Origin of the sequence: Methylobacterium gossipiicola (assembly GCF_900113485.1) — a bacterium.
Classification (GTDB): Bacteria; Pseudomonadota; Alphaproteobacteria; order Rhizobiales; family Beijerinckiaceae; genus Methylobacterium; species Methylobacterium gossipiicola.
Genome location: NZ_FOPM01000018.1, coordinates 64,026 through 90,764, shown reverse-complemented (window position 1 = coordinate 90,764; position 26,739 = coordinate 64,026). Strand labels below are relative to the sequence as shown.

The following is a 26,739-nucleotide window of genomic DNA, read 5'->3' as shown; positions in this document are numbered from 1 at the left end:
CCGTCGCGCGCCACCACCTGCTCGGGGATGGTGGCGGCCTTGGAACCGGCGGAGAAGCGGTCGGCGGAGAGCGGCCCGGAGAACAGGCCGCCGGACCCGGCCTCCCAGACGGAGACGGCGACGTAGTCGCCGATCCCGATGACGGGCTCCATGGACGGGCGGTGATCGCCGAAGGAGGCGAGCAGGCTGTCGAGGGGCCGTCCGCGCAGGGCCTCGACGGTGGCGGCGGTGAGATCGATGATCTCGTAGCGCGCGAAGGTACCCTCGCTCGTCGACACGTCCGCCCCGTCCACGATGGCGCCCGTCGTCGGGCCGGCGCCCGGAAGGATCGAGGAGCAGCCCGACACCGCCAGGGCGGTGCAGAGGGCCAGGGGTAGAACGCGCATGCAGGATCGCCTGTCGGTTTCTCTCGCCTGCTGCCTAGACCATCCCCATCGCCCTGTCCGTGGCGAGGCGGTCACAGTCCCGTTGGGACCGGCCGGACCGTGCCGTCATCCCCGCTGTGCACCGGCTCCCGCCTGTTCGATCTGGACATTCGGGACGCTTGTGGCGGCACGCGCGATGTGCCCACCTGTCGGCGGCCCTTCAGACCTCGATCCCCCGAGGCCACGGGCAGCGTGTGCCATGCTCCCTCTCGATTACACACCTCCGGGCCTCGCCGAAGCGATTCCGGGGGCGGTCCGAAGGCGTCAGATCTTCTATATCCCGGGCTACGATCCGGAGGGGCGCACCCGCTACCGGATGCTGTTCGTGCGCGAAGTCTCGCGCTGGGCCAAGCGATTCGGATTGCCCAAGCCCCGGATCGGACCCGCCACGCTCAGCCCGGATGGCCGCGTGCAGGGCTGGAGCGTGGCCGCCGAGCCCGCCTGGGGGGCCGCGCGGACCGACTACGACGTGCTGCTGTGGGACGACCTCGTGGTCCGCGACTTCGCCCGCTCGCGCTTCGTCAGCGCCGGACTCCTCGTGCTCGGCACCCTGCAGGTGATCGTCACCGGCCTCATGGTGCGGTTCTACCGGCTCAATTGGAAGTACGGCAACGTCATCCTCTACCCGTTCGTCCTGCTCTTGATCCTGGGCCTCGGCACGGCGTTCATCGCGGGCCTGGTGCACGCCCATCTCGGCGACGGGTTCGGGCACAGCCTGGGCTGGCCGCTCTGGGCGACGGTGCCCCTCGGGCTCCTCGTGGGCCTCGGCTGGATCAAGGCCATCGAGGCGCTCCTCAACCGCGTCTTCTTCTGGCAGCTCCTCAACGACTGGGTGTTCAACTGGCAGCACGGCCAGGGCTGGCGGCCGGACTACGCGGCGCGCCTCGACGCCTTCGCAGACCATGTCCTCGCGCGCCTCGCCGCCCTCGCGGCCGAGGGCGCCTCCATCGATGAGGTGATGCTCGTGGGCCACTCCTCCGGCGCCATGACGGCGGTGGAGGTCGCCGCGCGGGTGCTGGCGCGCGATCCGACCCTCGGGACGGGCGCGGCGAATTTCGCCCTCGTCACCCTCGGCTCGGGCCTCCCCCTCGTGGCGCTCCAGCCCCGCGCGACCCGCCTGCGCGCCGAGATCGCCGCGCTCTGCACCAGCCATCGCGTCGTCTGGGTCGATTACCAGGCGCCGCAGGACTGGATGAACTTTCCCGGCTTCAATCCCCTGCAGGAACTGGATTTCGCGCTGGGCGACCGCCCCGCCACCAATCCCCTGATCCGTTCGGCGCGGTTTCGCGACATCATCAGCCCGGAGACCTATCACCGGGTCCGCTGGCGGCCGTTCCGGATGCACTTCCAGTTCCTGATGGCGAACGACCGGCATGGGGCCTATGACTTCTTCGCCATGACCCTCGGCCCCCAGCGCCTGCGCGAACGGGTCCTGACTCCTCGCCATCCGTCCGCCGCCGCGCCCGACGCGCCGGCGCCGTTGGACCCCGAGACCGCGGCATGACCGGATTTCCCGAGCCCCAGTTCGCCCCGGCCGCCCCGGGCGCCCCCACCGTGGTCGTGGTGATGGGCGTGTCGGGCTCCGGTAAGAGCACCGTCGCGGCCTGCCTCGCCGAACGCCTCGGCTGGGCCTTCGTCGACGGGGACAGCTTCCACAGCGCCGCCCACATCGCCAAGATGCGGGCGGGCCATCCCCTGGACGACGACGACCGCGCCCCCTGGCTCGCCGCCATCGCGGCCTGGATCGACCTGCGGCTCCAGGCGCGCGAGCCGGGAATCGTGGTCTGCTCGGCCCTGCGGCGCGCCTATCGCGACGCGCTCGTGCGCGGACGCCCCGAGGTTCGCATCGCCTATCTCCACGGCGACCGCGCCCTGATCGAGGCCCGGCTCGCCGCGCGGCGCGGGCACTTCATGCCGGCCAGCCTCCTCGATACCCAATTCGCCATCCTCGAGCCTCCGACGGCGGAGGAGGGGGCCGTCACCGTCTCCGTCGACGCGCCCGCCGAAACCGTGGCGGCAACGATCGCCGCCCGTTTGGGATTGAGGGAGGCCAAGCCAGAATAGAGCAAGCCAGAATAGAGACGGGCCGCCATGAATCCCTCCGCCCCGCCCATCGCCCTCGTCATCTCCGATGTCGACGGCACCCTGGTGACCACGGACAAGCGCCTGACGGACGCGACCCGCGCGGCCGTGCGGCGCTTGGGACAAGCCGGCATCGGCTTCACCATCGCGTCGAGCCGCCCGCCCATGGGGCTCGGCTCCCTCGTGGCGGACCTCGACCTGCGCCTGCCGCTGGGGGCCTTTAACGGCAGCACCATCGTGGCGCCCGACCTCACGGTCCTGTCCGAAACCCTGATCCCCGGCGCCGTGGCGCGGGAGGCGGCGACCCGGCTCGCGCAAGCCCGCCTCGACGTCTGGGTGTTCGCCGACGGCGCCTGGAACCTGACCGACCCGCACGGCCCCTATACCGACCTCGAACGCAGAACCCTCGGGGCCGAACCCACCCCCGTCGCCAGCCTCGATCCGCTCCTGGACCGGGCCGCCAAGATCGTCGGCGTCAGCGGCGATGCCGGGTACCTCGCCGCCTGCGAAGCAAGTCTCGCGGCGGCCCTGGGGGAGGGGGCCGATGTCCACCGCTCGCAGGCCTACTACCTCGACGTCACCCCGGCCGGCGCCGGCAAGGGCGGCTTCGTCGAGGCCATGAGCCGCCGCCTCGGGATCGACCGGAGCCGGATCGCCACCCTGGGAGACGCGGGCAACGACGTGCCGATGTTCGCGCGAGCCGGCCTGTCCATCGCCATGGGGAACGCCGCGCCGCACGTGAAGGCGGCGGCCGGCGCCGTGACGGTGAGCAACGACGCGGACGGCTTCGCCCACGCCATCGACGAATTCGTTTTGCACAGCCGATCCGCCTGACCGTCCACGGCCGGCGGGCGGGCCTCACGGCCTTGCGGTGCTTAACAAATCCGTCCCGGGGGCGGAATTTATGTTTCTCAAGTGTGTATCCCGTGCGCCACAGCACATGGGGAAAGCAGAGTTGGCTCGCCCCAATCGCGGCGACAAGCCGCTTTCCAGCCTCATTTGGCCCCGACCTTGGCCGCTCAGAACAAGGACGATCCGGGTCACCGCATGCACCAGCGCCTCTTGCTCCTCGCCGTCGCCGCGTTGGCCGTTCCGGCTCAGATCCTGCCCACCCCGGCCTGCGCCCAGGGCAAGACGGCCGCGCGGGACAACATCGACGCGCTGATCGAGGCGCAGGCCCGCGCCGCCGGCGTCCCGGCGAGCTTCGTCCACGCGGTGGTGAAGCGCGAAAGCAACTACAATCCCAACGCCAAGGGCGGCAGCGCGCTGGGCCTCATGCAGATCAAGCACGCCACGGCGCGCGGCCTCGGCTATCAGGGCGACGCGGCCGGGTTGTTCGATCCGGCGGTGAACCTGCGCTACGGCATCGCCTACCTCGCGGGCGCCTACAAGACCGCCAAGGGCGACCTCGCCCGTGCCTACGGCTATTACAACCGTGGCTATTATTACGCCGCCAAGCGTCTCGGCATCGAGACCGAGGCCCCCGAGGACGTGACCACCGTGGCCTCCGGTGCGAAATCCGGCGCCAGCTTCACCAGCGCCTTCGATCGATCCGCATCCGCCGCCCCCAACGTCGCCGCCGCCAACACCGCCCTGGCCTATGCCCCGAGCCCGGCGGCGAACGCCGTCCCGACGGAGAGCGTCGAGGTTCCGCTGCCACCGCGCCGGCCCGCCTCCCTCTCGGAGGCCGCCGCGCCGACCGCGATGGCGAGCCTCGATCCGTCCCCCGTCTCGATGACGCCCCTCGCGCCGGTGCCGACGACGGCCGTTTCGCTGACGACGCCGACCTCCATGGACCCCGCCCCGAGCGAGCGGGTTGCCGTGCCGCTGCCCCCGCGCCGACCCTCTTCCGTCCTGCTCGCCTCCGTTGGACGCCTCCCCGTCGCGAGGAAGACCGGCGTCGCGCCGATCCTCGAAGCCTCGGCGCTTCCCGCCGCACAGTAACCCTTTCGAAACCGCCTCCGCCCCCCCAACCCGCTGGGCAGCGGGCGCTGCGAACCCTCGTCCCGCCCATGGGCGAGACCATCGCCCCCTGCACAAAAGTGCGGCACGACCCGCTTTTCCCCAGCAGCCATGCGGGAGACGCTTGCGCTCACCCTTCCGCGACCTCACATGCCGCATTGCAGCGTGTTCCGCGCCGGACCAATACCGGAAGAGTGGCGTGCTCAATTGAATACGATTGAGCTATGTCTCCTTGGACGCGATAGGATACGGGTCTTTCGATCCCGAGGATCGGTCGATTCGTCACCTGTCGCGTGATGATGGCGTTGTTTTCGCGCGTTGGCCGCGAGCGACGGCAAGTTTGAAATCAAGGGCTGCGCGGGCTTTCGGCCTGCCAGCATATCAGGAAGACGGACGACGGCATGGCCGGCGCGGTAGAAGAAGAATCGATCTTCCTGACGGAACTCGGCCGGCGGGTCCGGCACGCCCGCACGCTGCGTGGGCTCTCGCGCAAGCTCCTGTCACAGACCTCCGGTCTGTCGGAACGCTACATCGCGCAGCTCGAGAGCGGCCAGGGCAATGTCTCCATCATCCTCCTGCGTCGGGTCGCCAACGCCATGGGCGTACGCCTCGACGACCTCATCGCCGGCGAGAGCATGGCCCCCGACTGGCCCCTGGTCCGCGATCTCCTGGGACAAGCCTCGGCCGAACAGATCGCCCTCGCCAAGGGTATCCTGTCGGGCCAAGCCCCGGCGCGCGGCGAAGCCCCGCAGCCGCGCGTCGCCGTCGTCGGCCTGCGCGGCGCTGGAAAATCGACCCTCGGCCGCCGGGTGGCCGAGCGCCTCGGCTGGACCTTCGTCGAACTGAACGCCGAGATCGAGCGCGAGAACGCCCTCTCGGTCAAGGAGATCTTCGCGATCTACGGACAGGAGGGCTATCGCCGCCTGGAGCAGGTGGCCCTGCGTCGCCTCACGGAGCATCCCGGCCCGCTCATCCTGGCGACGAGCGGCGGCATCGTCGCCGAGCCCCTGACCTACGACCTGCTGTTGCAGGCCTTCTTCACGATCTGGCTCAGGGCGCGGCCCGAGGAACACATGCAGCGCGTGCGCGATCAAGGCGACCTCGCCACCACGGGCGACCATCCCTCCGCCATGCAGGAATTGCGGGCCGTGCTCGCGAGCCGCGAGCCGCTCTACGCCCGGGCCTCCTCGGTGGTCGACACGTCGGATGTTCCCGTCGAGACGATGGTCGATCGTCTCGCGGCCGCCATCGAGGCGCGCTTCGGCGCCCTCCCGGCGATGCGTCACGCCTGAAGTGTCACGGGCCGCCCTTGATCGGCACCCGGTCGAACCACACCCTAAGGTGGGACACGAAGAGACGTTCTCCCAGCGGCCCGGCAGGCGCGGCCCCTGACCTCCGGGGGCGATCGCTCGTAGACGATCATACGCCCGACGCGTCGCCGAGGCCTTGAATGTGCGAGGAGGAGATCATGTCCGTCCGTTCTTCCCCGACCCGCCCGAGCGACCGGAACACGATTCCGACCCTCGATCCGATCTGGTCCCGCTTGCGCGCGGAGGCCGAGGCCCTCGTCCGCGCGGAACCGCAGCTCGCCTCGTTCATCGTGGCGACCATCCTGAACCATCCCACTCTCGAAGGGGCCGTGGCCCACCGGGTGGCTTCGCGCCTCGGTCACGCGTCCCTGCAGGCCGAACTCGTGGCCCACGGCTTCCACGAGGCCATCGCCGACGACCCGCGCCTCGGCGAAATCTTCCGGGCCGATATCGGCGCCATCCTCGACCGCGACCCGGCCACGACCCGGGCCATCGAGCCGGTGCTGTACTTCAAGGGTTTCCACGCCCTTCAGGCCCATCGCCTCGCCCATTGGTACTGGACCCACGACCGGCGTGACCTCGCCCTCTATCTCCAGAGCCGGTCGTCCGAGGTCTTCCAGACGGACATCCATCCGGCGGCCCAGATCGGCCGGGGCGTGTTCCTCGATCACGCCACCGGCCTCGTGGTCGGTTCCACGGCGGTGATCGACGACGACGTGTCGATCCTGCACGCAGTGACCCTCGGCGGCACCGGCAAGCAGCGGGGCGACCGCCATCCGAAGATCCGCCGGGGCGTGATGATCGGGGCCGGCGCCAAGATTCTCGGCAACATCGAGGTGGGCGAATGCGCCCGCGTCGCCGCCGGTTCGGTGGTGTTGCGGGCCGTCCCGCCCCACACCACGGTGGTGGGCGTGCCCGCCCGCGTCGTCGGCACCGCCGGCTGCGCCGAGCCGTCCCGCGCCATGGACCAATTGCTCGGTCTCGACGCGTTCATTCACATCGCCGAAGGCATTTGAAGCGGGTCGGTCCCGGCGCTTGCCCACGCCCCGGCGGCATGGCAAGCGGTCCCGGACTCGAGCCCGCGACCGTCACCGGGCGCAGGCCGATCCGACCCCGAACGCGAGAGGCGATCAGCGTGACCAAGACCGACATCACCAAGGTACAGGACTACCTTCGCCGGACCTTCGCGAACACCAACATCCGTCTCGTGCCCCGCCCCAAGAAGGACGATTCGGCCGAGGTCTACATCGGAGAGGAGTTTTTGGGCGTGGTGTCCGTGGACGACGAGGACGGCGACCGTTCGTTCAACTTCGCCATGGCGATCCTCGACATCGACCTCGAGGACTGAGTCCACGCGCGTTCCGCACGGGCGATCACCGATGGCCCGTGCACAGGCTTAACCCTAACGCGGGGAAAGCCTTAACGTTTCGTAAACGACAGGGCACAGTGCGCTCCAAGGCTTCTTCAAGCGTGGAGCGTTCGCGTGATGACACTCACCCCCTCGGCCCTCGAATCCCTCCAGACCCTGTGCATCGGCCTCGCCCTGTCGGGCCTCCTCGCCAGCGCGTTCGAACTGTTCACCGCGCGGCGTGCGAGCTTCAGCCTGCTCGAGCGCGGCGGCGTCACCGCCGTGGCGGCCCTGCCGATGCTGGCCTTCGGCGCCCCCTTCATCATCCTCCGCAACACCCTGCGCGGACGCCGTTTCGAGCGTCGGCCGATCCCGTTCGTGATGATCGCCACGATGATCGCCTGCGGCTGGAGCCTGATGTCGGGCCGCGTCGCCCTCGACCTCGCCCACATGATCGCGGGGGCGTGAAGGCCATCCCCCGGCTCCGTATCGCCTGGTCCCGAACGCCGAGCCGGCCGCGGGACCTCGCGACGGGCTTCAGCGGTTGGCCGTCGCCACCGGGGACTCGCCGCCGTTGAGGGTCACCCAGGCGAGACCGTCCTGGCCTTCGCGCTTGATGAAACTGTAGCCCGTCCCCTGCGCGGACAGGATCGCGTCGGTCTTGTTGTCGAGGATGAGGTCGCCGCGATCCGTGCGGACCATGAGAACCGCATGGCCCTCGCCGAGGTCGTCGATCACCACGGTCATCCGCAGGGCGCGCCGGGGCAGGCCCCGCGCCACCAGCATCCGCCGCTTGAGAAGCTGAAAATCCTCGCAATCGCCCGTCCCGTCGTCGGGAAAGTCCCACCGGTCGACCACGCCCCAATGGGCCATATCCGTGATCGGCCGGATGCGCGCATTGACCCGATGGTTGACGCTGTCCAGCATCGCGCGGATGGACGGCGTCAAGGCGATGCGCGCCGGCTCGCGGACATTGACGGCGCATTCGCCCGGATGGCGCGCGCAGAAATCGGTCCAGGCGGCCACCGGCCGGGCTTCGGTTCCCGCCCGCAGGGCAGGGGCCTCGGGCAACGCCGCCGTGGAATGGGCCTGCACGGGACGGGCCTGCGTGCCGACCCCGCCACACAGCAGGATCGCCCCGGTGAAGGCGAGGCGACCGGCGCGGCTCAAGCGCGCGCGGAGAACGCGCCGCCTGCCGAATGCCGATGTGCCGAGCCTCTGCAGAATCGCGTGCCGCATTCGGGTCGCCCTGCCGTCCATTGCTGACGCGGCAAAGTTGGCACGGTAGCGCCCGGCGCTCAATCGGAAAGTTAAACCCTTTTTAACGCACCTGATCGGGCCCGGTTCCACCTCGGAGCGGACAATTTCGGCATTCGGAGTCGAGCCCGATCTCAGCGGTTGGCCGTGGTGGTCGGGGAGGTGACGCCGCCGAGGGAGACCCACGCCACGGCATCGGTGCCTTCGCGCTTGATGAAGACGTAGCCGGTCCGGTGCCAGGGCAGGACATGGCTGGTCTTGTTGTCGAGGATGAAGTCGCCCCGATCCGTGATCAGAGTCAGCACGGCGTGACCCTCGCCCTTCTCGTCGATGACGACCGTCATCCGCATGGCCCGGCGCGGCAGGCCAGATTCGGCTAGGAGCTTGCGCTTGAGGAGCTGGAAATCCTCGCAATCGCCCGAACCGTCCTCGGCGAGGTCCCAGCGGTCCGCCGACCCCCAATGATCGAGATCGGTCACCGGCTTGATCCGGGTGTTCACCCGGTTGTTCACGGACACGATGAGGTTCCAGGTGGCCGGCGTGAGGACGATCCGCGCCGCTTCGTTGGCGTTGACGGCGCATTCGGCCGGATAGCGATCACAGAACGTGCTCCAGGCCGCGATGGGGCGAGCCGGCCCGACGGGCGACGCGAGGGTCGCCGGAGCGGGCAGGGCCGCGAGGGTCGTCTGCGCCGTCTGAGCGTTGGGCACAGTCGTCCCGAACGCCGTCGCCAAGAGTGTCAAGGCGCCTACGGCAACCGATTTCATCCCATGCATCGCAACCCCCGTCCTTCGATGCTGTCAGGATGGGGCGCGGGCCACTGCACCGCGCTGAAATCGATCCGCGCAATTTTATCGAATCGGGCCCCATATCCGGCTCATCCGAGACAGCCCCAATCCGCCGCTTCCCCGATCGTTCACAATTGCCCGAGGGGTTTCACGAAACGGAAACCATCGCGGCGCCGCGCCCCCTCCGCCGGGACGATACGCGCGCTTCGCCGGGGCGGCGGAAACGATGAAGGCCCGAAGCGATATCCCGATCCGAAGATCGGAGCATCGCTCCGGGCCTTTTTGAGACCGCAGGTTCTCGATCCGAGGCGGAGCCTCGAATGGGGCCGGGCTAGAGGCGGATTCCCTCGTGGAACAGGTCCGCCGAGATCGGCAGAAGGAAGCTCACGCCGAAACCGCCCTCGAACTGGCGCACCACCCGCCCGGGGGTCCGGCCCACCACGACGATGCTGCCGAGGGCGGGAGCGATGCCGCATTTGATGGCCGCGCCCGACATGGACACGTCGATGAGCAGGGCGGGAATTTCGCGACCGCCGTCGAACCGCAGGGTCACGCCCGGCACGGTGGGCTTGAGACGTTCGTGGGTGCGGCCCTCGGGCAGGCCGAGGCTTTCGCGGTTGGCGAGCCAGGTGAGCTGGGACGCGATCTTCTCACGCTTGCGCGAGGTCGAACTCAGACGCACGGCGAAGCCTTCGGGCACGACGCGCGCGATGACACCCTCCAGCCGCCCGATCTGCTCGAGATAGAGCACCACGCGCTCGTCGATCCGTCCCGCTTCGGCACAGGTGAGGCGCACGCCCCCCGGGGACATGTCCACGGTCTGACACGGAAATTCCCGGCGGTCCGTCAGCATGTATCGGCCCAGCAGCGCGACCTTCACGCGCTGGTGCCGGCGCTTGTCCGTCACACGGATCCCACGGGCGGGTTTCGCCTCGGGGCGGACGAGGTCCTCAAGCATGATCGAACACGGTCCAGCTCTCTGAAAGCCAGGCACGCTAGGCCGCGCTCAGTTACGAAACCCTTCCGCGAATGCGATCGCGCGGCCCCGGGATGCGTCTTCGCTCGCCGGCGAAGTGACTTCCGTCACCTGGGTCGAGGGCGACAATCCCGAGGATCACGGCCGGACCAGCCCAGGCGGAAAATCCGGCCTGTCCCAGGCCCGACCTCAGCCCCGGCCGCCGGGGTGGACGAGAAGATGGCCGCGGCGAAACGGCAGGGCGTCGTTGGCGGGGGCGGGCAGGTCGCGGAAAGAGGTCTCGGCGCCGCCGAGGCGCCGCAGGTCCGGCCCGAGGACGCGCAGGGACGTGGTGCTCAAGCGGGTGACCGGCCGCAGGCCGAGCCAATGCGGCACCACGTGGGGGCTCAAGGCCCCGAGGATGCGCGTCTGGGTCTGGCCCCGGTGGCGCAGGGGCAGGAGGATGAGTTCGAGGTCGATGGTCTCGTTCCGGGCCGTCGTTCCCGTCAGCCCGGCCACCACTCCGAGGGTATCCACGGCCACGGTCTCGACGAGACGCCACGGATCGGCATCCGGGGCCCCCCAGAGGTCGGCGAACGCGTTGGTGCGCAGTTCGCGGCCGAACAGGGCACAGACGCGGGTGCCGGCAAGCCGGATCGCCGCGCTGCTGGCGGGCACATCGACTTCGAGGATCAGGCTGTCGGCCAGGAGGTTGCGGATGGCGCCGGGCTCGACCTCTCTGCGGTCGGGCGCGGCCCGCCCCCGGCGGAGACCGTCCCAGTAGGCGTGGAGCAGGCGACTGGTCGGATGCTTCATGATGTCCTGCGGTGGCATGGCCCTGACGGGTCCGGCGCGATGCGTTTCCTTTCGGGACGCGGAGGACCGCGCGCCGAAAGGATTTCGAAAGGCACAGCACACCCTATGCCGCCTGCGAAACGGGCGCGCGCTTAACCTTTGTTTAAGGTTAATGTCTTTAAGGTTAATACGGTCTGCGTGCTCGGGCCGGAACTTTCGCCGGACCGGGGCTTGCCGCATCCGCGAAAGCCCCGACATGGTGGCGCCATGGATGCCATGCCCGATCTGCCGCCTCAGAACCGCGTCCCGATGTTCAACATGCCGGGCGTCGTCACCGCGTCCATCGCGGTGCTGCTGGCGATCCACGCCCTGCGTGACTTCGTTCTGCCCGACGAGTGGGACATCTGGACCCTCATCCACCTCGCCCTGATCCCCGGGCGCTGGACCGTGGCCATCGATCCGTCGCGGATCGCGGACCTCCTGAAGGCGGCGGGCGCGGCGGGCGATCCCGACCTCGTCGGCGCGCGTCAGGCTTTCGCCCGCTACATCGCGGCCGAACCGTCCGCCAGCCCCTGGACCTTCGCGACCTACGCGCTCCTGCACGGCTCGTGGACCCATGTGATCTTCAACACCGTGTGGCTCGCCGCCTTCGGCTCGCCCGTGGCGCGCCGCTACGGCGCCCTGCGCTATGGAATCCTCGCGCTGGCGGGCGCCGTCGCGGGTGGCGCCCTGCATGTGATCCTCGATCCCTTGAGTACCGCGCCCCTCATCGGCGCGTCCGCGGGGGTTTCGGCCCTGATGGCGGCGGCGGCCCGCTTCGTCTTCCAGCCGCCGCCGGCCTATCGGCCCGCTCAGCCCTGGCAGTTGCCCCCGCCCCAGCGCCTGCAGACGATTCCGGAATTGCTGCGCAACCGCACGGCGGTGATATTCCTCACCATCTGGCTGGTGACCAACTTCCTGTTCGGCGTGATCTCGCTGCCGCTCGGCGCGGAGGCGACGGCGGTGGCCTGGGACGCCCATCTCGGCGGCTTCCTCATCGGCTTCTTCCTGCTGCCGTTGCTCGACCGGCACCGGGGCTGACGCGGGCGGGGACGCCGCCCACGCCGAATCATGGTTGACGCATCCCCGCTTGCCAGGACGTCGCGACGGCCACACTATCGCCACAGACGGCTTCGGAGCCGAAGGAGGCTGGACCGTTCGACCTCAAGAACCGCGAGCCGGGACCAACCCAGCCGCAGCTCAAGCGCGCATCAGGAAGGGAACACGCCATGACCGTCGCCCGTATCCTCGCCGAAAAAGGCCGCTCCGTCGTCACCGTGGAGCCGCAGCGGACCCTCGACGAGGCGATCCATCTCCTCGCCGAGAAACGCATCGGCGCCGTCGTCGTCAGCGATGCCGAGGGCGCGGTTCTCGGCATCCTGTCCGAGCGCGACATCATGCGGGCGCTGGCCCGCCAGGGGGCGGCCGCCCTCGACGCCCTCGTCTCCGAACACATGACCGCCGACGTCGTCACCTGCGCCCGCGACGCGAGCGTCGAGGATGTGATGCACCTCATGACCGACGGCCGCTTCCGGCACGTCCCCGTGCTGGAGGGCGGGCGGCTCGCCGGGCTCATCTCCATCGGCGACGTGGTCAAGCGCCGGATCGCCGCCGTGGAAGCCGAGCATCAGGCGATGCGTGACTACATCACCATGGCGTAAGTCGGCGGGACTCAGACCCGCGCCGCCGCCGACGCGACGGTGGCGCGGATGGCCGGCAGGGCGGCTTGCGCCGCCTCGCGACCGAGGGCAATCCCTTCCGCCGCGCGGTGAAACTCGAACAGGCCCATCTCGGCGAGACGCGGCGCGATCGTCGCGTCCGGCGGATCGCCCGCGAGGCGCGCCCGCGAGATCTTGTCCTGGGTGATGTTGAACGCGTCGAGCATCACCCGGGCCAAACCGGGGCTCGGCGCACCGGACGGTGGAGAACGCGGATGCGGCGGTTTGGACCGCAGCAGGGTCCATGGCCGGCGCCGGCGTCGCGGGGGGGCGACGAAAACCTCTGCCGCGGGCGCGACCGGGTCGAGGATCACCGGCCCGCCATCCGGGCGCGGATCGCCGTTGAGGTTGATGCAGACCACCACATCCGCCCCGAGGGCGCGGGCCAGGGTGACGGGGACGGGATTGACCAGGGTCCCGTCCATGAGAAGCCGGTCACCGAGCCGCACGGGCGGGAACACTCCCGGCAGGGCGTAGGAGGCCCGCAGGGCATCGACGAGGTTGCCCCGGGTGAGCCAAATTTCCGCGCCGGTCCCGAGGCAGGTGGCGACACTGGCGAAGCGGACGGGCAGGGCCTCGATGCGGCGGTCGGCGAGGTCGCGTTCCAGGCGCCGGCGCAGGCGGGCCCCCGCGATGAGACCCGATCCGAGGCGGAGATCGAGGAGACCGACGACGCGGCGCTTGGTCAGGGACAGGGCGAACGCCTTGAGCAGGCCGAGCTGACCCGCCGCGTAACAGCCCCCGACGACGGCGCCGATGGAGCAGCCCGTGACGACATCGGGATGGAGCCCGGCCTCCTCCAGCACCTCGAGGGCGCCGATATGCGACCAGCCCCGGGCCGAACCACCGCCGAGGGCGAGGCCGATCCGGGGGCGGCGCGGGGCGGGCGCCGCCACGGGCTCGACGGTCCCGGCGCCGATCCGGGCCGCGTCGGATGCCGAACCGTCCCAGGTCATGCGAGGACCGTCATGCGGGGAAAGTCATCCGGAGGCCGGCGTCGGCGAAGCGGCGGGGTGAAGGCGCACTGTTCCCGCCGAGGCTCCGAGCTCGACGCCGCGGTAGAAGCAGTCCCGCCGCCCCGTGTGGCAGCACCCGCCATCGCCGCCGACCGCGACGCGGATCAGCACAGCATCCTGATCGCAATCCACCCGCATCTCGACGACGCGCTGAATCTGCCCGGAGGTGGCCCCCTTGTGCCAGAGTTCACCGCGCGAGCGCGACCAGTACCAAGCCTCGCCCGTCTCCAGGGTGCGGGCGAGGGACTCGGCGTTCATGTGGGCGAGCATGAGCACCTGCCCGTCCGTCGCGTCGACGGCGATGCAGGCGATGAGGCCGTTGGCGTCGAAGCGGGGCGTGAAGACGGTGCCCTCCTCGACCTCGGCCTTTGCCCCCGGAGCGGGAAAGGAGATCGCCACCGCCGTCAGGACTTGTTGCGCACGAGGGTGAGGAAGCGCACCTGCTCGTTCGGATCGTTCCTGAAGGCCCCCCGGAACTGGGTGGTGATGGTCGAGACGCCGGCCTTCTGGACCCCGCGCATGGCCATGCACAGGTGCTCGGCCTCCACCATCACGGCGATGCCGCGCGGCTTCAGGATGCTCTCGATCACGTCGGCGATCTGCGCCGTCATGGTCTCCTGCGTCTGCAGGCGGCGGGCGAAGGTATCGACCACGCGGGCGAGCTTCGACAGGCCGACCACGCCCTTGGTAGGGTAATAGGCGATGTGGGCCAGCCCCATGAACGGCACCATGTGGTGCTCGCAATGGGAGTAGAACGGGATGTCGCGCACGAGGACGATGTCCGAGTAGCCCTCGACCTCCTCGAACACCCGCTCGAGGAGCGCATCGGCATCCTGCTCATAGCCGCCGAACAGCTGGCCATAGGCTTTCGCCACACGGGCGGGTGTGTCGCGCAGGCCCTCGCGGTTCGGGTCATCGCCGGCCCAGCGCAGGAGGGTGCGTACGGCGGCCTCGGCCTCCTCGCGGCTCGGGCGGCCGGTGGCGATGGCATCGGGCACGCGCTTGGCGGAGGCCGGCAGGGGCGCGATCTCCGCCGTCGGTGCGGGGGCGGGCGCGTTGTCGTTGCGCAGGCCGTTCAGGGGCGCGGGCACGGCGGCCGGGCGGGCCGCTTCGGGAATCTTCTGAGCCATCCGCGAATCCTCCGTCTCGGTCAGGCGGTAGGAAAGGGATTTGAGCGCGGCATCCATGGCATCTTCCGCCCGAGCGATCCGGGTCGTCATCGTGTTGCTGTCGGGCTTGGCGTACATCGTCGAACCATTGCCGTCTGGGGCTTCGGCCGGCGGGGACGCCCAGGCCGCAGGCGCGATCCAGGCCGTGGGCGCAGCCCGGATCGACGATCCGCCTCCTCGCGAAACGGCGCGTTGGCGCCTATATCGTCGTTATCGTGCCGCCGCGCAATGCGGGTAGCGCGGATCGGACAACCGAACCGGAAGCCGGCTTCGTACGAACCCGCGCAGGCCGCGAGGACAGCGCTCATGCTCGACGACATCTACAACCGCCGCATTCTCGAACTGGCCGCCGACATTCCCCGGCTCGGGCGCTTGTCCGCCCCGGATGCCAGCGCCACGGCGCATTCCCGCCTGTGTGGATCCACCGTCACGGTGGACCTCTGCGTCGCCGACGGGGTGGTCACGGATTTCGCCCACGACGTGAAGGCCTGCGCGCTCGGCCAGGCCTCGTCCTCCCTCATGGCCCGCCACGTGGTCGGGGCGACGGTGGAAGATCTACGCGGCGTGCGCGAAGCCGTGCGGGCCATGCTGAAGGAGAACGGCCCGGCGCCGGAAGGCGTGTGGGCGGATTTCGCCGTGCTCGAACCGGTGCGCGACTTCAAGGCCCGCCACGCATCGACCCTCCTCACCTTCGATGCCGTGGTGAGCGCCCTCGACCAGGCGGCATCGCGAAAAGCCGCCTGAGCGTGCTGCGGGCCGCCGCCCGAGGGGCGAGTCATGTGGCGATTCGCGCCTACCAGCTCACCCTGTCGGGTCTGATCGGTCGCCAGTGCCGGCACTGGCCGTCCTGCTCGACCTATACCGACGAGGCGATCGGGCGGCACGGCCTCTGGGCCGGCGGCTGGATCGGCGTGTCCCGGATCTGCCGCTGCGGCCCCTTCGGTACCCACGGCATCGATCTTGTGCCCGAGACCCTGCCGGCGCAGGCCCGCTGGTTCCGGCCCTGGCGCTACGGGCGCTGGCGCGGCGTCAACGCGCCACCCTCGCCATTCGCCTGCGAGGGGGTCGAGGCGGATGGCCGCCCTACACACCGATCCAGCGCATCACCACCAGGGTCCCGGTCACCGTAAGCGCCCCGCCGATGCGGGTGGCGATCTGCGCGAAGGGCATCAGGCTCATCCGGTTGGCGGCCGTCAGGATGGCGACGTCGCCGGTGCCGCCCTGGCCGCTGTGGCAGGCGTTCACGATGGCCGTCTCGATGGGATACATCCCGAGCTTGCGCCCGACCACGAACCCCGTCGCCATGAGGGTCACGACGGTCGCCACGATGGTGATGAGGTTCGGGACGGTGAAGGCCGCCACCAGCTTCTCCCAAGGGGTCAGCGACACGCCGACGGCGAAGAGAAGCGGGTAGGTCATGCTGACCTGCACGAACTTGTAGGCGACGAAGCCCCCGGCCTGAAGGCGCGGCGACACGGCGCTGGCGAGCTTGGCCAGCACGGCGAGGAACAGCATCGCCACGGGGGCGGGCAGGCCCGTGAGGTGGTGGGCCATCACGCCGAGGAGATAGAGCGTCACCGCCGTCAGGGCCGCCGCCCCCACGGTGGCGGCGTCCACGGGGATGTCCTCGGCCTTGGCGGCGGCGACGTCGTTGTCCCGATCCGGCTGCAGCCGGCCCTCGCCCGTGAGGTGGGGCCGACGCTTGCCCACGGCGTTGAGGGTGCCGGCGAGGATGATCGCCGTGAGGCTGCCGAGCATCACCGGTGGCAGTACCTGGGCGAACACGTCGCCCTGGCCCTGCCCGAGGATCGCCGCGTAGCCGATGGAGAGGGGGATCGCCCCCTCGCCGACGCCCCCGGCCATGATCGGCACCACGAGGAAGAAGAAGGTGTGGTAGGCGCCGAGCCCCAGGAGCGTGCCGACGAAGGTGCCGACGATCCCGGCCGCCACGGACCCGAGCGCCAGGGGCACGAAGATCTTGAGGAAGCCCTTGATCAGCACCTCGCGATCCATGCCCAGGATGCTGCCGACGATGATGGTGGCGATGTAGAGATAGAGGAAGTTGGTGAACTTCGTGAAATCCGTGATCGCCTTGAAGATCTGCGGCGGGATCAGGCCGTAGAACACCAGGGCGGAGGGGATGAAGGTCGCGAAGATCGCTCCGGCGCCGATGCTGCGCAACACCGGCAGCCGCTTGCCGATCTCGGCACAGGTGAAGCCGCCGAGCACCAGCACGGCGATCATCGTCGGCGCATCCGCGCGAATCTCGCCTTCCTGCGTCAGGATCGCCAGCAGGACCACGAGCACGACGTAGACCGGGAACGGAATGATGCCGATCTTGAAGTCGACGAGACGCCACCAGCCCTGGGGCCAGAACCTGCGCGCGGGCCCCTGCGCGCCCGGCAGATGCGCCGTCGAGGTGATGGCAATGCCCTCTGGGTGCGCCGTCGGTGTGGGGCTCGGCATGGTGTGTCTCCCGGCTGAGCCCTTGTGCCGCGCGGGCCGGACCCCTTGTTGTTCTCGTGGCGTGGATTTTTCCTCGGCCGGAATCGTGCCCGGCGCAGCCTTGCGCCAGCATCAGTCGCGTCGCGCTCACGTTGTCAATTGACGCGACACCACCGTGAAACGTGGTGACGTGACGATCATCCGGACTTGTCAGTCCGGCGCCCGCCCGCTCCAGTCACCGTCGCGGCCGGTTTCGCGTTCCTTCGCACGGCGAATGGGGCTAAACGGCACCGCGCGCTTCGACGCCCCGACCCGAACGAGACCCGCTTACCTGCCGCGTACGCAGGAGTGAGCGCCCAAGGAGCCCCTCGGCCATGCCGATCCTGACCTTCCCCGACGGCAACACCCGCAGCTACGACGAGGCGATCACCGGCCGCGCCATCGTCGAGGGCATCGCCAAGAGTCTCGCCAAGCGCACCGTCGCCATGGCCCTCGACGGTCAGGTGCGCGACCTGTCCGACCTCGTCCAGCACGACGCCCGCATCGAGTTCCTCGACCGCACGGACCCGCGCAGCCTGGAGCTGATCCGGCACGATTGCGCCCACGTGCTGGCCGAGGCCGTGCAGGCGCTGTGGCCGGGCACGCAGGTCACCATCGGCCCGGTGATCGAGAACGGCTTCTACTACGATTTCGCCCGCGACCAGCCGTTCACGCCCGACGACTTCCCCGCCATCGAAGCCAAGATGCGCGAGATCATCGCCCGCGATGCCGCTTTCACCAAGGAGGTCTGGGCCCGCGACGATGTCCGCAAGCTGTTCGCCGAGAAGGGCGAAGCCTACAAGGTCGAGCTCGTCGATGCGATTCCGGCCGGCGAGGACCTGAACATCTACCGCCAGGGCGATTGGTTCGACCTGTGCCGCGGTCCGCACATGACCTCCACGGGCAAGGTCGGCACCGCCTTCAAGCTCATGAAGGTGGCCGGCGCCTATTGGCGGGGCGATTCCAACAACCCGATGCTCACCCGCATCTACGGCACCGCCTGGGCCACGAAGGAGGATCTCGACGCCTACCTCAACCGCCTGGAGGAAGCTGAGCGCCGCGACCACCGCCGCCTGGGCCGCGAAATGGACCTGTTCCACTTCCAGGAGGAGGGGCCGGGCGTCGTGTTCTGGCACGCCAAGGGCTGGACGGTGTTCCAGGAGATCATCGCCTACATGCGCCGGCGCCTGAAGGGCGACTATCAGGAGGTGAACGCCCCGCAGATCCTCGACAAAGTGTTGTGGGAGACCTCGGGCCACTGGGAATGGTACCGCGAGAACATGTTCGCCGCGCAATCCGCCGGGGACGAGGCCGAGGACAAGCGCTGGTTCGCCCTGAAGCCCATGAACTGCCCCGGCCATGTGATGATCTTCAAGCACGGCTTGAAGTCCTACCGTGACCTGCCCCTGCGCATGGCCGAGTTCGGCGTGGTGCACCGCTACGAGCCGTCGGGCGCCATGCACGGCCTGATGCGCGTGCGCGGCTTCACCCAGGACGACGCCCACATCTTCTGCACCGAGGATCAGCTCGCCGACGAGTGCCTGAAGATCAACGACCTCATTCTCTCCACCTACGCCGATTTCGGCTTCGGCGAGATCGTGGTGAAGCTCTCGACCCGGCCCGAGAAGCGTGTCGGCTCCGATGCCCTGTGGGACCATGCCGAGGCCGTGATGACCCGCGTCCTCGCCCAGATCGAGGAAGCGTCGGGCGGCCGGATCAAGACGGCGATCAACCCGGGTGAAGGCGCGTTCTACGGGCCGAAATTCGAGTACGTGCTCCGCGACGCCATCGGCCGCGACTGGCAGTGCGGCACGACCCAGGTGGATTTCAACCTGCCCGAACGCTTCGGCGCCTTCTACGTCGATGCCGAGAGCGGGAAGAAGCCGCCCGTCATGGTTCACCGGGCCATCTGCGGCTCCCTGGAGCGGTTCACCGGCATCCTCATCGAGCATTTCGCCGGGCATTTCCCGCTCTGGCTGGCGCCGGTGCAGGTGGTGGTGGCCACCATCACGGGCGATGCCGACCCGTATGCGCGGGACGTGGTCGCCGCCGCGACCCGCCTCGGCCTGCGCGTCGAGGCCGATCTTCGCAACGAGAAGATCAACTACAAGGTCCGCGAGCACTCGCTGGCCAAGGTGCCCGTGATTCTCGTGGTCGGCCGCAAGGAAGGCGAGGAGCGCACGGTCTCGGTCCGGCGGTTGGGCAGCCAGCAAACCCGGACCGGCAGCCTCGACGAGACCCTGGCGGCCCTCGTCGCCGAGGCGACGGCCCCCGACCGCATCCGCGCCGACAGCGTCGCGGCGCGCGTGCCGAGCGCCGAGGTGAGCCTCGACACCCATCACGGCGAGGCCCCGACACCCTGAGCCCCAGCCGTACGGACCCTGCCCCGCGGTCAGGGTCCGTGAGATCCGGCGGGCGGCCGGGAACGAGAACGGTCAGATCGCGCAATTGGCGGAGAACAGCGCGAGGGTCCGCTGCATCGCCGCGTAATGGGCCGGGCTGGCCGGGTTGCGAAGCTCGGGACCGTCCGGGACGATGGCGGCGAAGCCGCTCTCGAGATCGGCCACGAAACCGCGCGGGCCGACGTGTTGGCCCATCCGGTTCGTCGTATCGACGTCGCCGCAGATGGCCCCCGCCCGGCCCGGGCGCAGGCGACCGTAGCGGGCGGCCTCGGGGGCCTTCAGCCCCTTGCCGAGGAGGGCCATGACGGCGGGCGCCGTCCCGGCGGGCAAGGCGGCGTCCGAGCCGTCGGCGATGGTCTGCGCCCGCGCGGCCGAACCGGCCATCAGCAGGGCGGCGAGGACCGAGGCGAGCCGCGACGGCCGCGGCGAAGGACGGAGAAACTTCGTCACGTGGCCTTCGCCTCCACCTCGATGTCGCGGTCCATCCCGCTCTCGACCTTGAATTCGCGGGTATAGACCTGCCCGTCGTGGCGGGCGATGAGCACGTAGTCGCCCTCGGCCAGGACCACCTGCGGAAAGGCGCCGATGGCCTCGCGGATGGTGTCGCCGCCCGGCGTCAGCACGCTGAAGGCCGTCCCGGCGAAGGCCTCGGCTCCGGGGGCGGCGACGAGCTTCAGGGTCACGGTGGCGGCGTGGTGGCTGAGCGTGGCGTCCGTGACCTTGCCGTTCTCGACCTTCAGGTCGGCGCGCTCGATGGCGTTCGACTCCCCGTAGGTGGACACCACGTGATAGGTGCCCTCGGGCAGGCGCAGCAGCTCGCCGGATTTGACGCCGCTGCGCACGAGACGACCCTCGGAGTTGGTGCCGATGGGCACGAACACCGAGAACGCGACCTGGGCCGCCGGGATCTTCACGTCGCCGATGGCTCCCGAGAGCTTGAGCGCCCCGGCACTGACCTTGAGCACATCCGAGACCGGCGCCCCCGCCATGACGATGCGCTTCGCGGCACTCGCGAAGCCGTACGTCACGGTGGCGACGTAGGCACCGGGCGCCAGGGTGAAGCTCGGCTCGGGGGCCTCGGAGCGCGCGACGATGGCGGGCTTCACCCCGTCCGTGCGGTCCTCGTAGATGCGCCAGGCGAGGCCCGAACGCAGGGGCTTGTCGTTGCCGGCGAACACCGCGCCGAGGGTCAGGGGCGCGTCGATCCGGGGGGCGGAGGGCTGCGGTTCCGGCTCGGTCAGAGACGGGGTCGGGAGGTTCGGCCCGATCCGGTTGTGGAGGCCACCATCCTGCGCGCGCGCGGGCATCGCCAGCCCCAGGGCCATCATGGCGACGGCGACCGTCGGGCTCCTGTTCATGCGACCTCTCCCTTGCGCGCGGCACACCTCGGCGGGCGCGCGGACCGCTCTGCGACGGGACCGTGGCGACGGCATGACCGACGGCATCGGCCGCCATCTATGCTAGATCTCCCGCAACGCCGCCATCCCCGGCCCATCGCCACAAGGTTTCGATGAACGCCACCCTCGATCTTCTGCGCACCCGCCGCTCCGTGCCGCCGCCTCGCCTCGACGGACCGGGGCCGAGCCCGACCGAACTCGACACGCTCCTGACCCTGGCCGCCCGGGTGCCCGATCACGGCAAGCTCGCGCCCTGGCGCTTCCTCGTCCTCGAAGGCGAGGCACGAACCCGCATCGGCGCCACCATCGCGCAGACCTACGCCGCCGATCATCCGGAGGCGGATGCCGCGCGCCTCGACCTCGAATCCAAGCGCCTCGCCCACGCCCCCGTGGTGGTGGCCGTTGTCTCCCGCGCCGGCCCCCACACGAAGATCCCCGAATGGGAGCAGGTGCTGTCGGCGGGTGCCGTGTGCATGAACCTCGTGGTGGCGGCGAACGCGGCGGGCTACGCCACCGCCTGGCTCACGGAATGGTTCGCCTACGACCGCCGCGTCCTCGAGGCCCTCGGGTTGAGCCCCGCCGAGAAGCTCGCCGGCTTCATCCATATCGGCCATCCCCAGGAGGTGCCGAGCGACCGGCCCCGGCCGGATCTCGCCGACATCGTCACCCGGATCTGAAGCCCATGCATTACGATTCCGAGACCCGGGGCCTGCCCCACAACCCGTTCAAGGCCCTCGTCGCGCCCCGGCCCATCGGCTGGATCAGCGCCATGAACCGGGCGGGTCAGGTCAATCTGGCCCCCTATTCCTACTTCAACGCCGTGGCCGCCGACCCCGACATGGTGATGTTCTCGTCCTCGGGCCGCAAGGACGCCATGACCTTCGCCGAGGAGGGCGGCGAGTTCGTGTGCAACCTCGCGACCCATGCCCTGCGGGACGCCATGAACGCCACCTCGGCGCCCCTGCCGCGGGGCCAGAGCGAGTTCGAGGCCGCCGGCCTGACACCGGTGCCATCGCGAAAGGTGCGGCCGCCGCGGGTGGGCGAATCGCCCGCCGCCATCGAGTGCAAGTGGGTGCGCACCGTGCCGCTGCAGCCCCTCGACGGATCGGACGCCAGCCACTTCCTGGTGATCGGGCAGGTGGTGTCGATCTACATCGACGACGCCTTCATCCGCGACGGCCTCGTGGAGACCGGGGCCATGCGGCCGATCCTGCGCGGCGGCTATTTCGATTACTTCACCGCCGAACCGGAGACGCGATTCTCCCTCAAGCGACCGGCGGGCGCCGGGCAGTAGGAACTCAGCGGGCGGGGCCGGCCTCGCCGTGCGAGACGGCGACGTGGATGAGTTCGGCCAGCGTCCGGACCCCGAGCTTGCGGCGCAGGCTGGCGCAGGCGGCGATGACCGTGCGGTAGCTCACCGCCAGGGTGTCGGCGATGGCACCGTAGGATTGGCCTCGGCCGAGAAGCGACAGGATCTGAAGCTCGCGCGCCGTGAGATCGGCCAGCGGCGCCGGCTGGCCGGCGAGGCCGAGCACCGCCACGCGGGTGGCGAGGGCATGGTCGAGGTAGCTCCGCCCGGACCGCACGGTCTCGAACGCCTCCTGGAACCGGGCCGCCGGGACGTCCTTGAGGACATAGCCCGTGGCGCCGCTCTCCAGGGCCCGCGAGACGATGATCGGATCGTCGTGCATGCTGAAGGCGAGGATGCGGGTGTCGCGCGCCAGGGTGCGGATCTGCCGGATGAGGGACAGGCCCGCCAAGGCCCCCGTGCGGAACGTGAGATCGACCACCACCATGCCGGGGCGCAGGCGGTTGAACAGCCGGTATCCCCCGGCGATATCCGTGGCCTCGTGGACGGTCTCGACCCCGGCATCCTCCATGATGCGGCGAAAGCCGCGCAGGATCACCGGATGGTCGTCCACGATGAGGACGCTCGTCATCGCGCGGTCCCGGGAGCGGGGCCGGGCGCATCCCCGGAGGCGGGGGGCGGACCGGCCTTGTCGTCGCCGCTGCCCTGGGCGGCGTAACGCTCCGTGAGGCGCGCCAGGGCGGTGGCCCGGTCCACCCCCTGACGGCGGGTGTTGTAGTACTGCTGGCACATCTCGCCGTAGAGCTGCTTACGGGTGGTCACCGCCGCCACGGCCTCCAGCCCGTCGAGGAGGTCGGCATAGGGTTCCGGCATCCCGGCCTCGGTCAGCATTTGCCCGAGTTGCACCGTGCGGTTGGCCACCATGCGCGGATCCTCGATGAACACCTGCTTGGCGCGGGCGAGGCTGTGGCGCAGATGATCGGCCTGCGAACCCACCTCGGGGGCGGGGCGGCCGAGTTCACGGCTGGCGAGCCAGCGGGCCGGCTCCATGGGGTCCGTCGGCGAGAGCCAGGGCGGAACGTCCGCGTCGGATTTCGTCGCGACCACGGTCCCGTCCTCGGTCTCAGGCCGAGCCTTGGCGGCCTCCTCCGGCCGGTCGCAGGCGGCGAGCCAGAGCGGAATGCCGAGGGCGAGGACAGGTCGCCGCCATGTCACGCGACGCTTCATCGGGGGGCCTCCGCCGGGTCCTGTTGCGCGAGAACGGCGAGGCCACGCGGTCCCTCGCCGACGGGAAGGCGCGCCGTCTCGGTGAGGGTGGGCAGATCGATCACCGACACGGAATCCGAGAACCAGTTCGCCACGTAGGCCGTGGTCCCGGAGACCACCACACCCTCCGGATAGCGTCCGACGGGAATCTTCGTAACAGGCGCGAGGGTGGCATCGAGGACGGTGAGCGTTCCGGTCTGCTGGTTGGTGACGAGGATGCGCGCCCCGTCACCGCTCACGGCGACGCCGTACGGCATCCCGCCGAGGACCGCGCGCCCCACCACCGCCAGGGTGGCGGTATCGATGGCGTAGAGGTCGCCGCCGCGCACGCAGGCCACATAGAGCCGGTCGCCCGCCGGGTTCAACGCGAGGGCGAACGGGGCCTCGCCCACCGGCACCGTACCGATCCGGGTCGAGGTGGCGGTGTCGACGACGCTGACCCGATGGCTCTCACGGTCGGCCACGTAGAGGCGGCCGGCGCGATCGAGGACGAGGCCCGCCGGATCGCGGCCGACGGCGACGCTGCCCTCGACCGCGCCGGTGGCGCTGGACAGGCGCACCACGCGGTGCCCCGACCAGTCGCCGACGAATACGCTTCGGCCGTCCGACGCCACCGCGAGGCCGAAGGGCTGGCCCGCGAAGGGGAAGCGGGCGACGACCCGGCCGCTCCGCCCCTCGACCATCGAGACGGTCTGGGTGTCCGGATAGGCGAGGGCGAGCCGCCCATCCGGCCCCGCCGCCACCTGCGCCGGCCCCTTGCCCACGGGGATCGCCGCACCCTGCGGCGCCACCGGCGTCAGGGTGCCGCCCTCCTGGCTCACCACGTAGACGGTCTGCCCCAGCACGGGGCCGCAGACCGTGCCGGCGAGGAGAACCGCGAGGGCGAGACGGAGAATCACTTGCCCTTGCCGCCCTCGACCTTGGCCTTCAGCCCCTTCAGGCCATCGGCGAAATAGGTGTTCATCGCCTTGCGGCCGGCCTCATCGCTCAGCTCCTCCGGCGGCTCATTGCCAGTGTCGCCCCGGTAGAACCGCGCGAGCCACTCCACCTTCGAACCGTCGCCGTCCGGCGTCACCGTGAGGGTCGCCGAATAGGACGAGACCGGCAGTGCCTTCAGGTCGGGGTCCGACAGGCGATACGAGTACGAGAAGCCCTTGTCGTTCATCTCGTCGAGCCCCTCGTCGAGGGTGCCGCCGTTCTTGAGGGTGATCTTGCGACGCCCGCCGGCGGCATTGCCATCGATGGCGACGCTCTTCGCGACATCGGGGTGCCACCCATCGATGCCGGCGAAGTTGCCGACCACCTTCCACACCGCCTCGGGCTTGGCCGCGATGGTGACGGTCTGGTCGACCTTCTGCGGCGTCGGGCCGTGGGCGAGGGCGGCCGTGGCCAGAACAGAGAGGAACACGGTCGGAACGAGAAAACGCATCCGGATCAGGCCTTTTTCAGGGTAGGACGGCGCGGAAATCGCAAAGCGCGCCAGGTGGGGAGCAGGAAGACGCAGAGGACGAGGGCTAGAGCGGCCCCGCCGAGGAACGGCCGCAGGTCGAGGCGACCGGCCAGGGGGCGCGGAGTTGCCGCGGCGCGAAGCGGGGCGCCGAGGCCAGCCGGTCCATCGAGATGGGCGTAGGCGAGGCCGGTCTCGGCCGCGAGCTTCTTGAGGTAGGGCTCGCGCACGGAGGAGAGGTGCTCGCTGCCCGTGGCGGCGGCCCCGCCGAAGGGGGCGTTGCGGGGGTTGTAGCCCTCGCGGCTCTCGGCATCCGCCGGGGGCGGGCCGAAGCGGTTCTCCTGCTGGACGTCGCCGGCCCCGTAGAAGCCGATCTCGCGGCCCCGGTCGTTGTAGCGGGGGATCGGCGACAGGGCATAGGCGCCCACCCCGACGATGAGGCCGCGCACGGCGCCGGGCTTGCCCTCGAAGGCCGGACCTCCGGTGCTGGGGAGTGGCGGCGCCTCCTGCCCGTCCGTCAGGAACAGGAGATCGGTGTCGAGGCTTCGAGCCATTTCAATGGAGCGGAACAGGCCGGCCGAGATGCGGCTGTCCCCCTCCCAGGCCATGCGCCAGTCGAGGGCCGCGAGCGCCCCGTCGATGGGCGCGAAATCGGCGCAGACCTCGATGGGCGTGAACAGAAGGAACGGCCGGCGCTCCGTGAACAGGCCGAGCGCGAACCGCGAGCCGCACGGCAGGGCGGCGACGAGGTCGCGCAGGGCGGCGCGCGCCGTGTCGAGGCGGCTCACGGGCTTGCCGTCGGCCCCCGTGTAGTCGCGCACGTTCATGCTGCCGGTGATGTCGACCACCGCCAGCACCGACACCCCGGTCCGGGTCAGCGGCAGGGCGGGCAGCACGAAGGTCAAGGCGGCGAGAAAGGCCGCTCCGGCCAGGGCCTGGAAGCGACCGTCGCGCAGATTGTGGGCGAGATGCGCCTTCACGGCTCGCCCCTCACGGTTCACCCCGGGGCTGGCCCGGAATGTCCGTCCAGATCTGCTTCGGCTCGGCCTTCAGCTCGTCGCCGGTCTTGCGATCGAACTCCGGAAAATCACGCACGAGGCGCGAGGCCACATCGAGGTTGAACTTGGCGTCCCAGTAATCGGGATTGCCCTGAAGGGCTCGGCGATAATCCTGGCGCGCCAGGGTGATGAGGGGACCGGCGGGGTCGAGGTCGCTGCGCTCCAGATGCGAGAACGCCTGCCGCAGGCGGGTGTTGGCTAGGGCGTAGCGGGCGCGGGCGACGCGATCGGTGTCGCCGGCCCGCGCGAGGGCGTCGATGAGGGGCTCGATCCCCTCGGCCTGGCCGCGCCGGGCCAGATCCTGGATACGCGCCAGCAGCAGGGGCGCCGAGGCATCGGTTCCGACGGGCACGTCGCGCCCGGCCCGGAGCCCCGCGATGGCGGCGTTGTTCCGCTCCACCCGCCACGCCGCCGCGCCGAACCCGAGGGCCGTGAGGCCAAGCAGGACCGGCAGGGCGACGAGGAGATGCGGCCGGGCCCGGCGCAGGGCTCCGACGACATGGAACCGGAGG

The 26,739-nt window shown here is 70.1% G+C and carries 31 protein-coding genes and 1 pseudogene; 15 read left to right on the top strand and 17 right to left on the bottom strand.

Annotated elements, in window-relative coordinates:
• A pseudogene (locus tag BM249_RS15465) lies at positions 1 to 386 on the bottom strand (polysaccharide biosynthesis/export family protein); the annotation flags it as partial.
• Positions 387 to 624: 238 nt separating this feature from the next.
• On the opposite strand from BM249_RS15465, the gene BM249_RS15460 reads away from it, so the two are divergent.
• From BM249_RS15460 to BM249_RS15425, 8 genes are all read left to right on the top strand, one after another.
• Entirely contained in the window at positions 625 to 1,929 is a 1,305-nt protein-coding gene (locus BM249_RS15460) for a hypothetical protein (RefSeq protein WP_091973494.1), read from the top strand.
• Positions 1,926 to 2,489, top strand: coding sequence for a gluconokinase (locus BM249_RS15455; protein WP_091973491.1), 564 nt, complete (start codon positions 1,926 to 1,928; stop codon positions 2,487 to 2,489). The genes BM249_RS15460 and BM249_RS15455 overlap by 4 nt, the downstream gene beginning before the upstream one ends.
• Positions 2,490 to 2,516: 27 nt before the next feature.
• Positions 2,517 to 3,341 carry a Cof-type HAD-IIB family hydrolase gene (locus BM249_RS15450; protein WP_091973487.1) on the top strand — a complete coding sequence of 275 codons (825 nt, stop codon included), beginning with the start codon at positions 2,517 to 2,519 and terminating at the stop codon, positions 3,339 to 3,341.
• Positions 3,342 to 3,554: 213 nt separating this feature from the next.
• The gene (locus BM249_RS15445; RefSeq protein WP_091973544.1) at positions 3,555 to 4,451 is read left to right on the top strand and encodes a lytic transglycosylase domain-containing protein; all 897 of its coding nucleotides are present in this window, start codon (positions 3,555 to 3,557) and stop codon (positions 4,449 to 4,451) included.
• Positions 4,452 to 4,849: 398 nt separating this feature from the next.
• Positions 4,850 to 5,761 (top strand): helix-turn-helix transcriptional regulator, encoded by a 912-nt coding sequence (locus BM249_RS15440; protein ID WP_280142685.1) that lies wholly within the window; start codon positions 4,850 to 4,852, stop codon positions 5,759 to 5,761.
• Positions 5,762 to 5,937: 176 nt separating this feature from the next.
• A complete protein-coding gene (gene cysE / locus BM249_RS15435) occupies positions 5,938 to 6,795 on the top strand; it encodes a serine O-acetyltransferase (protein WP_091973543.1) in 858 nt (285 codons plus the stop codon).
• Between the two features lie 119 nt (positions 6,796 to 6,914).
• A complete protein-coding gene (locus tag BM249_RS15430; protein ID WP_091973479.1) occupies positions 6,915 to 7,127 on the top strand; it encodes a DUF3126 family protein in 213 nt (70 codons plus the stop codon).
• Between the two features lie 138 nt (positions 7,128 to 7,265).
• On the top strand, positions 7,266 to 7,595 hold the full coding sequence (locus BM249_RS15425; protein ID WP_091973477.1) for a DUF6949 family protein: 330 nt from the start codon (positions 7,266 to 7,268) through the stop codon (positions 7,593 to 7,595).
• 69 nt (positions 7,596 to 7,664) lie between these two features.
• Here BM249_RS15425 and BM249_RS15420 read toward each other — a convergent pair whose 3' ends face one another.
• The 4 genes from BM249_RS15420 to BM249_RS15405 all read right to left on the bottom strand — a co-directional run bounded on the left by BM249_RS15420 (position 7,665) and on the right by BM249_RS15405 (position 10,943).
• Positions 7,665 to 8,366: a transglutaminase-like cysteine peptidase gene (locus tag BM249_RS15420; RefSeq protein WP_091973474.1), complete on the bottom strand. Its 702-nt coding sequence runs from the start codon at positions 8,364 to 8,366 to the stop codon at positions 7,665 to 7,667.
• A gap of 152 nt (positions 8,367 to 8,518) precedes the next feature.
• Positions 8,519 to 9,160, bottom strand: a complete 642-nt coding sequence (locus tag BM249_RS15415; protein ID WP_425284838.1) for a transglutaminase-like cysteine peptidase — start codon at positions 9,158 to 9,160, stop codon at positions 8,519 to 8,521.
• 343 nt (positions 9,161 to 9,503) lie between these two features.
• Positions 9,504 to 10,130, bottom strand: a complete 627-nt coding sequence (locus BM249_RS15410; protein WP_091973468.1) for a PilZ domain-containing protein — start codon at positions 10,128 to 10,130, stop codon at positions 9,504 to 9,506.
• Between the two features lie 207 nt (positions 10,131 to 10,337).
• Complete coding sequence (locus tag BM249_RS15405) at positions 10,338 to 10,943, bottom strand: PAS domain-containing protein (RefSeq protein ID WP_091973541.1); 606 nt, start codon at positions 10,941 to 10,943, stop codon at positions 10,338 to 10,340.
• A 246-nt stretch (positions 10,944 to 11,189) separates the two neighbouring features.
• Here BM249_RS15405 and BM249_RS15400 point away from each other — a divergent pair, with 246 nt between their 5' ends.
• Both BM249_RS15400 and BM249_RS15395 read left to right on the top strand, forming a co-directional pair.
• Positions 11,190 to 12,002 (top strand): rhomboid family intramembrane serine protease, encoded by an 813-nt coding sequence (locus BM249_RS15400; protein ID WP_091973465.1) that lies wholly within the window; start codon positions 11,190 to 11,192, stop codon positions 12,000 to 12,002.
• 188 nt (positions 12,003 to 12,190) lie between these two features.
• Positions 12,191 to 12,622 carry a CBS domain-containing protein gene (locus BM249_RS15395; protein ID WP_091973463.1) on the top strand — a complete coding sequence of 144 codons (432 nt, stop codon included), beginning with the start codon at positions 12,191 to 12,193 and terminating at the stop codon, positions 12,620 to 12,622.
• 11 nt (positions 12,623 to 12,633) lie between these two features.
• Here the strand turns inward: BM249_RS15395 and BM249_RS15390 are convergent, their stop codons facing one another.
• The 3 genes from BM249_RS15390 to folE are packed head-to-tail and all read right to left on the bottom strand — an operon-like array spanning position 12,634 to position 14,882.
• On the bottom strand, positions 12,634 to 13,635 hold the full coding sequence (locus BM249_RS15390; protein ID WP_091973460.1) for a patatin-like phospholipase family protein: 1,002 nt from the start codon (positions 13,633 to 13,635) through the stop codon (positions 12,634 to 12,636).
• A gap of 24 nt (positions 13,636 to 13,659) precedes the next feature.
• A complete protein-coding gene (hisI, locus tag BM249_RS15385; protein WP_425284839.1) occupies positions 13,660 to 14,103 on the bottom strand; it encodes a phosphoribosyl-AMP cyclohydrolase in 444 nt (147 codons plus the stop codon).
• Complete coding sequence (gene folE / locus BM249_RS15380) at positions 14,100 to 14,882, bottom strand: GTP cyclohydrolase I FolE (RefSeq protein WP_483127891.1); 783 nt, start codon at positions 14,880 to 14,882, stop codon at positions 14,100 to 14,102. The genes hisI and folE overlap by 4 nt, the downstream gene beginning before the upstream one ends.
• Before the next feature lie 288 nt (positions 14,883 to 15,170).
• Here folE and BM249_RS15375 point away from each other — a divergent pair, with 288 nt between their 5' ends.
• The gene (locus BM249_RS15375) at positions 15,171 to 15,608 is read left to right on the top strand and encodes an iron-sulfur cluster assembly scaffold protein (protein WP_091973451.1); all 438 of its coding nucleotides are present in this window, start codon (positions 15,171 to 15,173) and stop codon (positions 15,606 to 15,608) included.
• 5 nt (positions 15,609 to 15,613) lie between these two features.
• Entirely contained in the window at positions 15,614 to 15,994 is a 381-nt protein-coding gene (yidD, locus tag BM249_RS15370; RefSeq protein WP_091973538.1) for a membrane protein insertion efficiency factor YidD, read from the top strand.
• On the opposite strand, the gene BM249_RS15365 is transcribed toward yidD, so the two are convergent.
• Entirely contained in the window at positions 15,948 to 17,330 is a 1,383-nt protein-coding gene (locus BM249_RS15365) for a 2-hydroxycarboxylate transporter family protein (RefSeq protein WP_244528792.1), read from the bottom strand. The genes yidD and BM249_RS15365 overlap by 47 nt on opposite strands.
• 353 nt (positions 17,331 to 17,683) lie before the next feature.
• Between BM249_RS15365 and thrS the strand changes: the two genes are divergently transcribed.
• Positions 17,684 to 19,711 carry a threonine--tRNA ligase gene (gene thrS, locus BM249_RS15360; protein ID WP_091973448.1) on the top strand — a complete coding sequence of 676 codons (2,028 nt, stop codon included), beginning with the start codon at positions 17,684 to 17,686 and terminating at the stop codon, positions 19,709 to 19,711.
• 72 nt (positions 19,712 to 19,783) lie between these two features.
• Here the strand turns inward: thrS and BM249_RS15355 are convergent, their stop codons facing one another.
• Together BM249_RS15355 and BM249_RS15350 are read right to left on the bottom strand one after the other, a co-directional pair.
• Entirely contained in the window at positions 19,784 to 20,200 is a 417-nt protein-coding gene (locus tag BM249_RS15355) for a hypothetical protein (RefSeq protein WP_244528791.1), read from the bottom strand.
• On the bottom strand, positions 20,197 to 21,108 hold the full coding sequence (locus tag BM249_RS15350; RefSeq protein WP_425284837.1) for a hypothetical protein: 912 nt from the start codon (positions 21,106 to 21,108) through the stop codon (positions 20,197 to 20,199). The genes BM249_RS15355 and BM249_RS15350 overlap by 4 nt, the downstream gene beginning before the upstream one ends.
• Positions 21,109 to 21,260: 152 nt before the next feature.
• Between BM249_RS15350 and BM249_RS15345 the strand changes: the two genes are divergently transcribed.
• Positions 21,261 to 21,824, top strand: a complete 564-nt coding sequence (locus BM249_RS15345) for a nitroreductase family protein (protein ID WP_091973445.1) — start codon at positions 21,261 to 21,263, stop codon at positions 21,822 to 21,824.
• A 5-nt stretch (positions 21,825 to 21,829) separates the two neighbouring features.
• A complete protein-coding gene (locus tag BM249_RS15340; RefSeq protein ID WP_091973442.1) occupies positions 21,830 to 22,441 on the top strand; it encodes a flavin reductase family protein in 612 nt (203 codons plus the stop codon).
• 4 nt (positions 22,442 to 22,445) lie between these two features.
• Here BM249_RS15340 and BM249_RS15335 read toward each other — a convergent pair whose 3' ends face one another.
• Genes BM249_RS15335 through BM249_RS15310 form a run of 6 tightly spaced genes read right to left on the bottom strand, consistent with a single transcriptional unit; the run spans position 22,446 to position 26,714 of the window.
• Positions 22,446 to 23,087 (bottom strand): response regulator, encoded by a 642-nt coding sequence (locus BM249_RS15335; protein ID WP_091973439.1) that lies wholly within the window; start codon positions 23,085 to 23,087, stop codon positions 22,446 to 22,448.
• The gene (locus BM249_RS15330) at positions 23,084 to 23,683 is read right to left on the bottom strand and encodes a hypothetical protein (protein WP_244528789.1); all 600 of its coding nucleotides are present in this window, start codon (positions 23,681 to 23,683) and stop codon (positions 23,084 to 23,086) included. Before BM249_RS15330 ends, BM249_RS15335 begins: the two co-directional genes overlap by 4 nt.
• Positions 23,680 to 24,618: a YncE family protein gene (locus BM249_RS15325; protein WP_091973525.1), complete on the bottom strand. Its 939-nt coding sequence runs from the start codon at positions 24,616 to 24,618 to the stop codon at positions 23,680 to 23,682. The genes BM249_RS15330 and BM249_RS15325 overlap by 4 nt, the downstream gene beginning before the upstream one ends.
• Positions 24,618 to 25,151 (bottom strand): SRPBCC family protein, encoded by a 534-nt coding sequence (locus BM249_RS15320; RefSeq protein ID WP_091973436.1) that lies wholly within the window; start codon positions 25,149 to 25,151, stop codon positions 24,618 to 24,620. The genes BM249_RS15325 and BM249_RS15320 overlap by 1 nt, the downstream gene beginning before the upstream one ends.
• A 5-nt stretch (positions 25,152 to 25,156) precedes the next feature.
• Positions 25,157 to 26,149 (bottom strand): vWA domain-containing protein, encoded by a 993-nt coding sequence (locus tag BM249_RS15315; RefSeq protein ID WP_091973433.1) that lies wholly within the window; start codon positions 26,147 to 26,149, stop codon positions 25,157 to 25,159.
• A gap of 10 nt (positions 26,150 to 26,159) precedes the next feature.
• Complete coding sequence (locus tag BM249_RS15310) at positions 26,160 to 26,714, bottom strand: MxaK protein (RefSeq protein ID WP_091973522.1); 555 nt, start codon at positions 26,712 to 26,714, stop codon at positions 26,160 to 26,162.
• Positions 26,715 to 26,739 lie beyond the last annotated feature (25 nt).

Coding starts and splice junctions, on each gene's coding strand:
- BM249_RS15460 (WP_091973494.1), top strand. CDS start 625: ATGCTCCCTCTCGATTACACACCTCCGGGCCTCGCCGAAGCGATTCCG.
- BM249_RS15455 (WP_091973491.1), top strand. CDS start 1,926: ATGACCGGATTTCCCGAGCCCCAGTTCGCCCCGGCCGCCCCGGGCGCC.
- BM249_RS15450 (WP_091973487.1), top strand. CDS start 2,517: ATGAATCCCTCCGCCCCGCCCATCGCCCTCGTCATCTCCGATGTCGAC.
- BM249_RS15445 (WP_091973544.1), top strand. CDS start 3,555: ATGCACCAGCGCCTCTTGCTCCTCGCCGTCGCCGCGTTGGCCGTTCCG.
- cysE (WP_091973543.1), top strand. CDS start 5,938: ATGTCCGTCCGTTCTTCCCCGACCCGCCCGAGCGACCGGAACACGATT.
- BM249_RS15425 (WP_091973477.1), top strand. CDS start 7,266: ATGACACTCACCCCCTCGGCCCTCGAATCCCTCCAGACCCTGTGCATC.
- BM249_RS15420 (WP_091973474.1), bottom strand. CDS start 8,366: ATGCGGCACGCGATTCTGCAGAGGCTCGGCACATCGGCATTCGGCAGG.
- BM249_RS15415 (WP_425284838.1), bottom strand. CDS start 9,160: ATGCATGGGATGAAATCGGTTGCCGTAGGCGCCTTGACACTCTTGGCG.
- BM249_RS15410 (WP_091973468.1), bottom strand. CDS start 10,130: ATGCTTGAGGACCTCGTCCGCCCCGAGGCGAAACCCGCCCGTGGGATC.
- BM249_RS15405 (WP_091973541.1), bottom strand. CDS start 10,943: ATGAAGCATCCGACCAGTCGCCTGCTCCACGCCTACTGGGACGGTCTC.
- BM249_RS15400 (WP_091973465.1), top strand. CDS start 11,190: ATGGATGCCATGCCCGATCTGCCGCCTCAGAACCGCGTCCCGATGTTC.
- BM249_RS15395 (WP_091973463.1), top strand. CDS start 12,191: ATGACCGTCGCCCGTATCCTCGCCGAAAAAGGCCGCTCCGTCGTCACC.
- BM249_RS15390 (WP_091973460.1), bottom strand. CDS start 13,635: ATGACCTGGGACGGTTCGGCATCCGACGCGGCCCGGATCGGCGCCGGG.
- folE (WP_483127891.1), bottom strand. CDS start 14,882: ATGGATGCCGCGCTCAAATCCCTTTCCTACCGCCTGACCGAGACGGAG.
- BM249_RS15375 (WP_091973451.1), top strand. CDS start 15,171: ATGCTCGACGACATCTACAACCGCCGCATTCTCGAACTGGCCGCCGAC.
- BM249_RS15365 (WP_244528792.1), bottom strand. CDS start 17,330: ATGCCGAGCCCCACACCGACGGCGCACCCAGAGGGCATTGCCATCACC.
- thrS (WP_091973448.1), top strand. CDS start 17,684: ATGCCGATCCTGACCTTCCCCGACGGCAACACCCGCAGCTACGACGAG.
- BM249_RS15350 (WP_425284837.1), bottom strand. CDS start 21,108: ATGAACAGGAGCCCGACGGTCGCCGTCGCCATGATGGCCCTGGGGCTG.
- BM249_RS15345 (WP_091973445.1), top strand. CDS start 21,261: ATGAACGCCACCCTCGATCTTCTGCGCACCCGCCGCTCCGTGCCGCCG.
- BM249_RS15340 (WP_091973442.1), top strand. CDS start 21,830: ATGCATTACGATTCCGAGACCCGGGGCCTGCCCCACAACCCGTTCAAG.
- BM249_RS15335 (WP_091973439.1), bottom strand. CDS start 23,087: ATGACGAGCGTCCTCATCGTGGACGACCATCCGGTGATCCTGCGCGGC.
- BM249_RS15330 (WP_244528789.1), bottom strand. CDS start 23,683: ATGAAGCGTCGCGTGACATGGCGGCGACCTGTCCTCGCCCTCGGCATT.
- BM249_RS15320 (WP_091973436.1), bottom strand. CDS start 25,151: ATGCGTTTTCTCGTTCCGACCGTGTTCCTCTCTGTTCTGGCCACGGCC.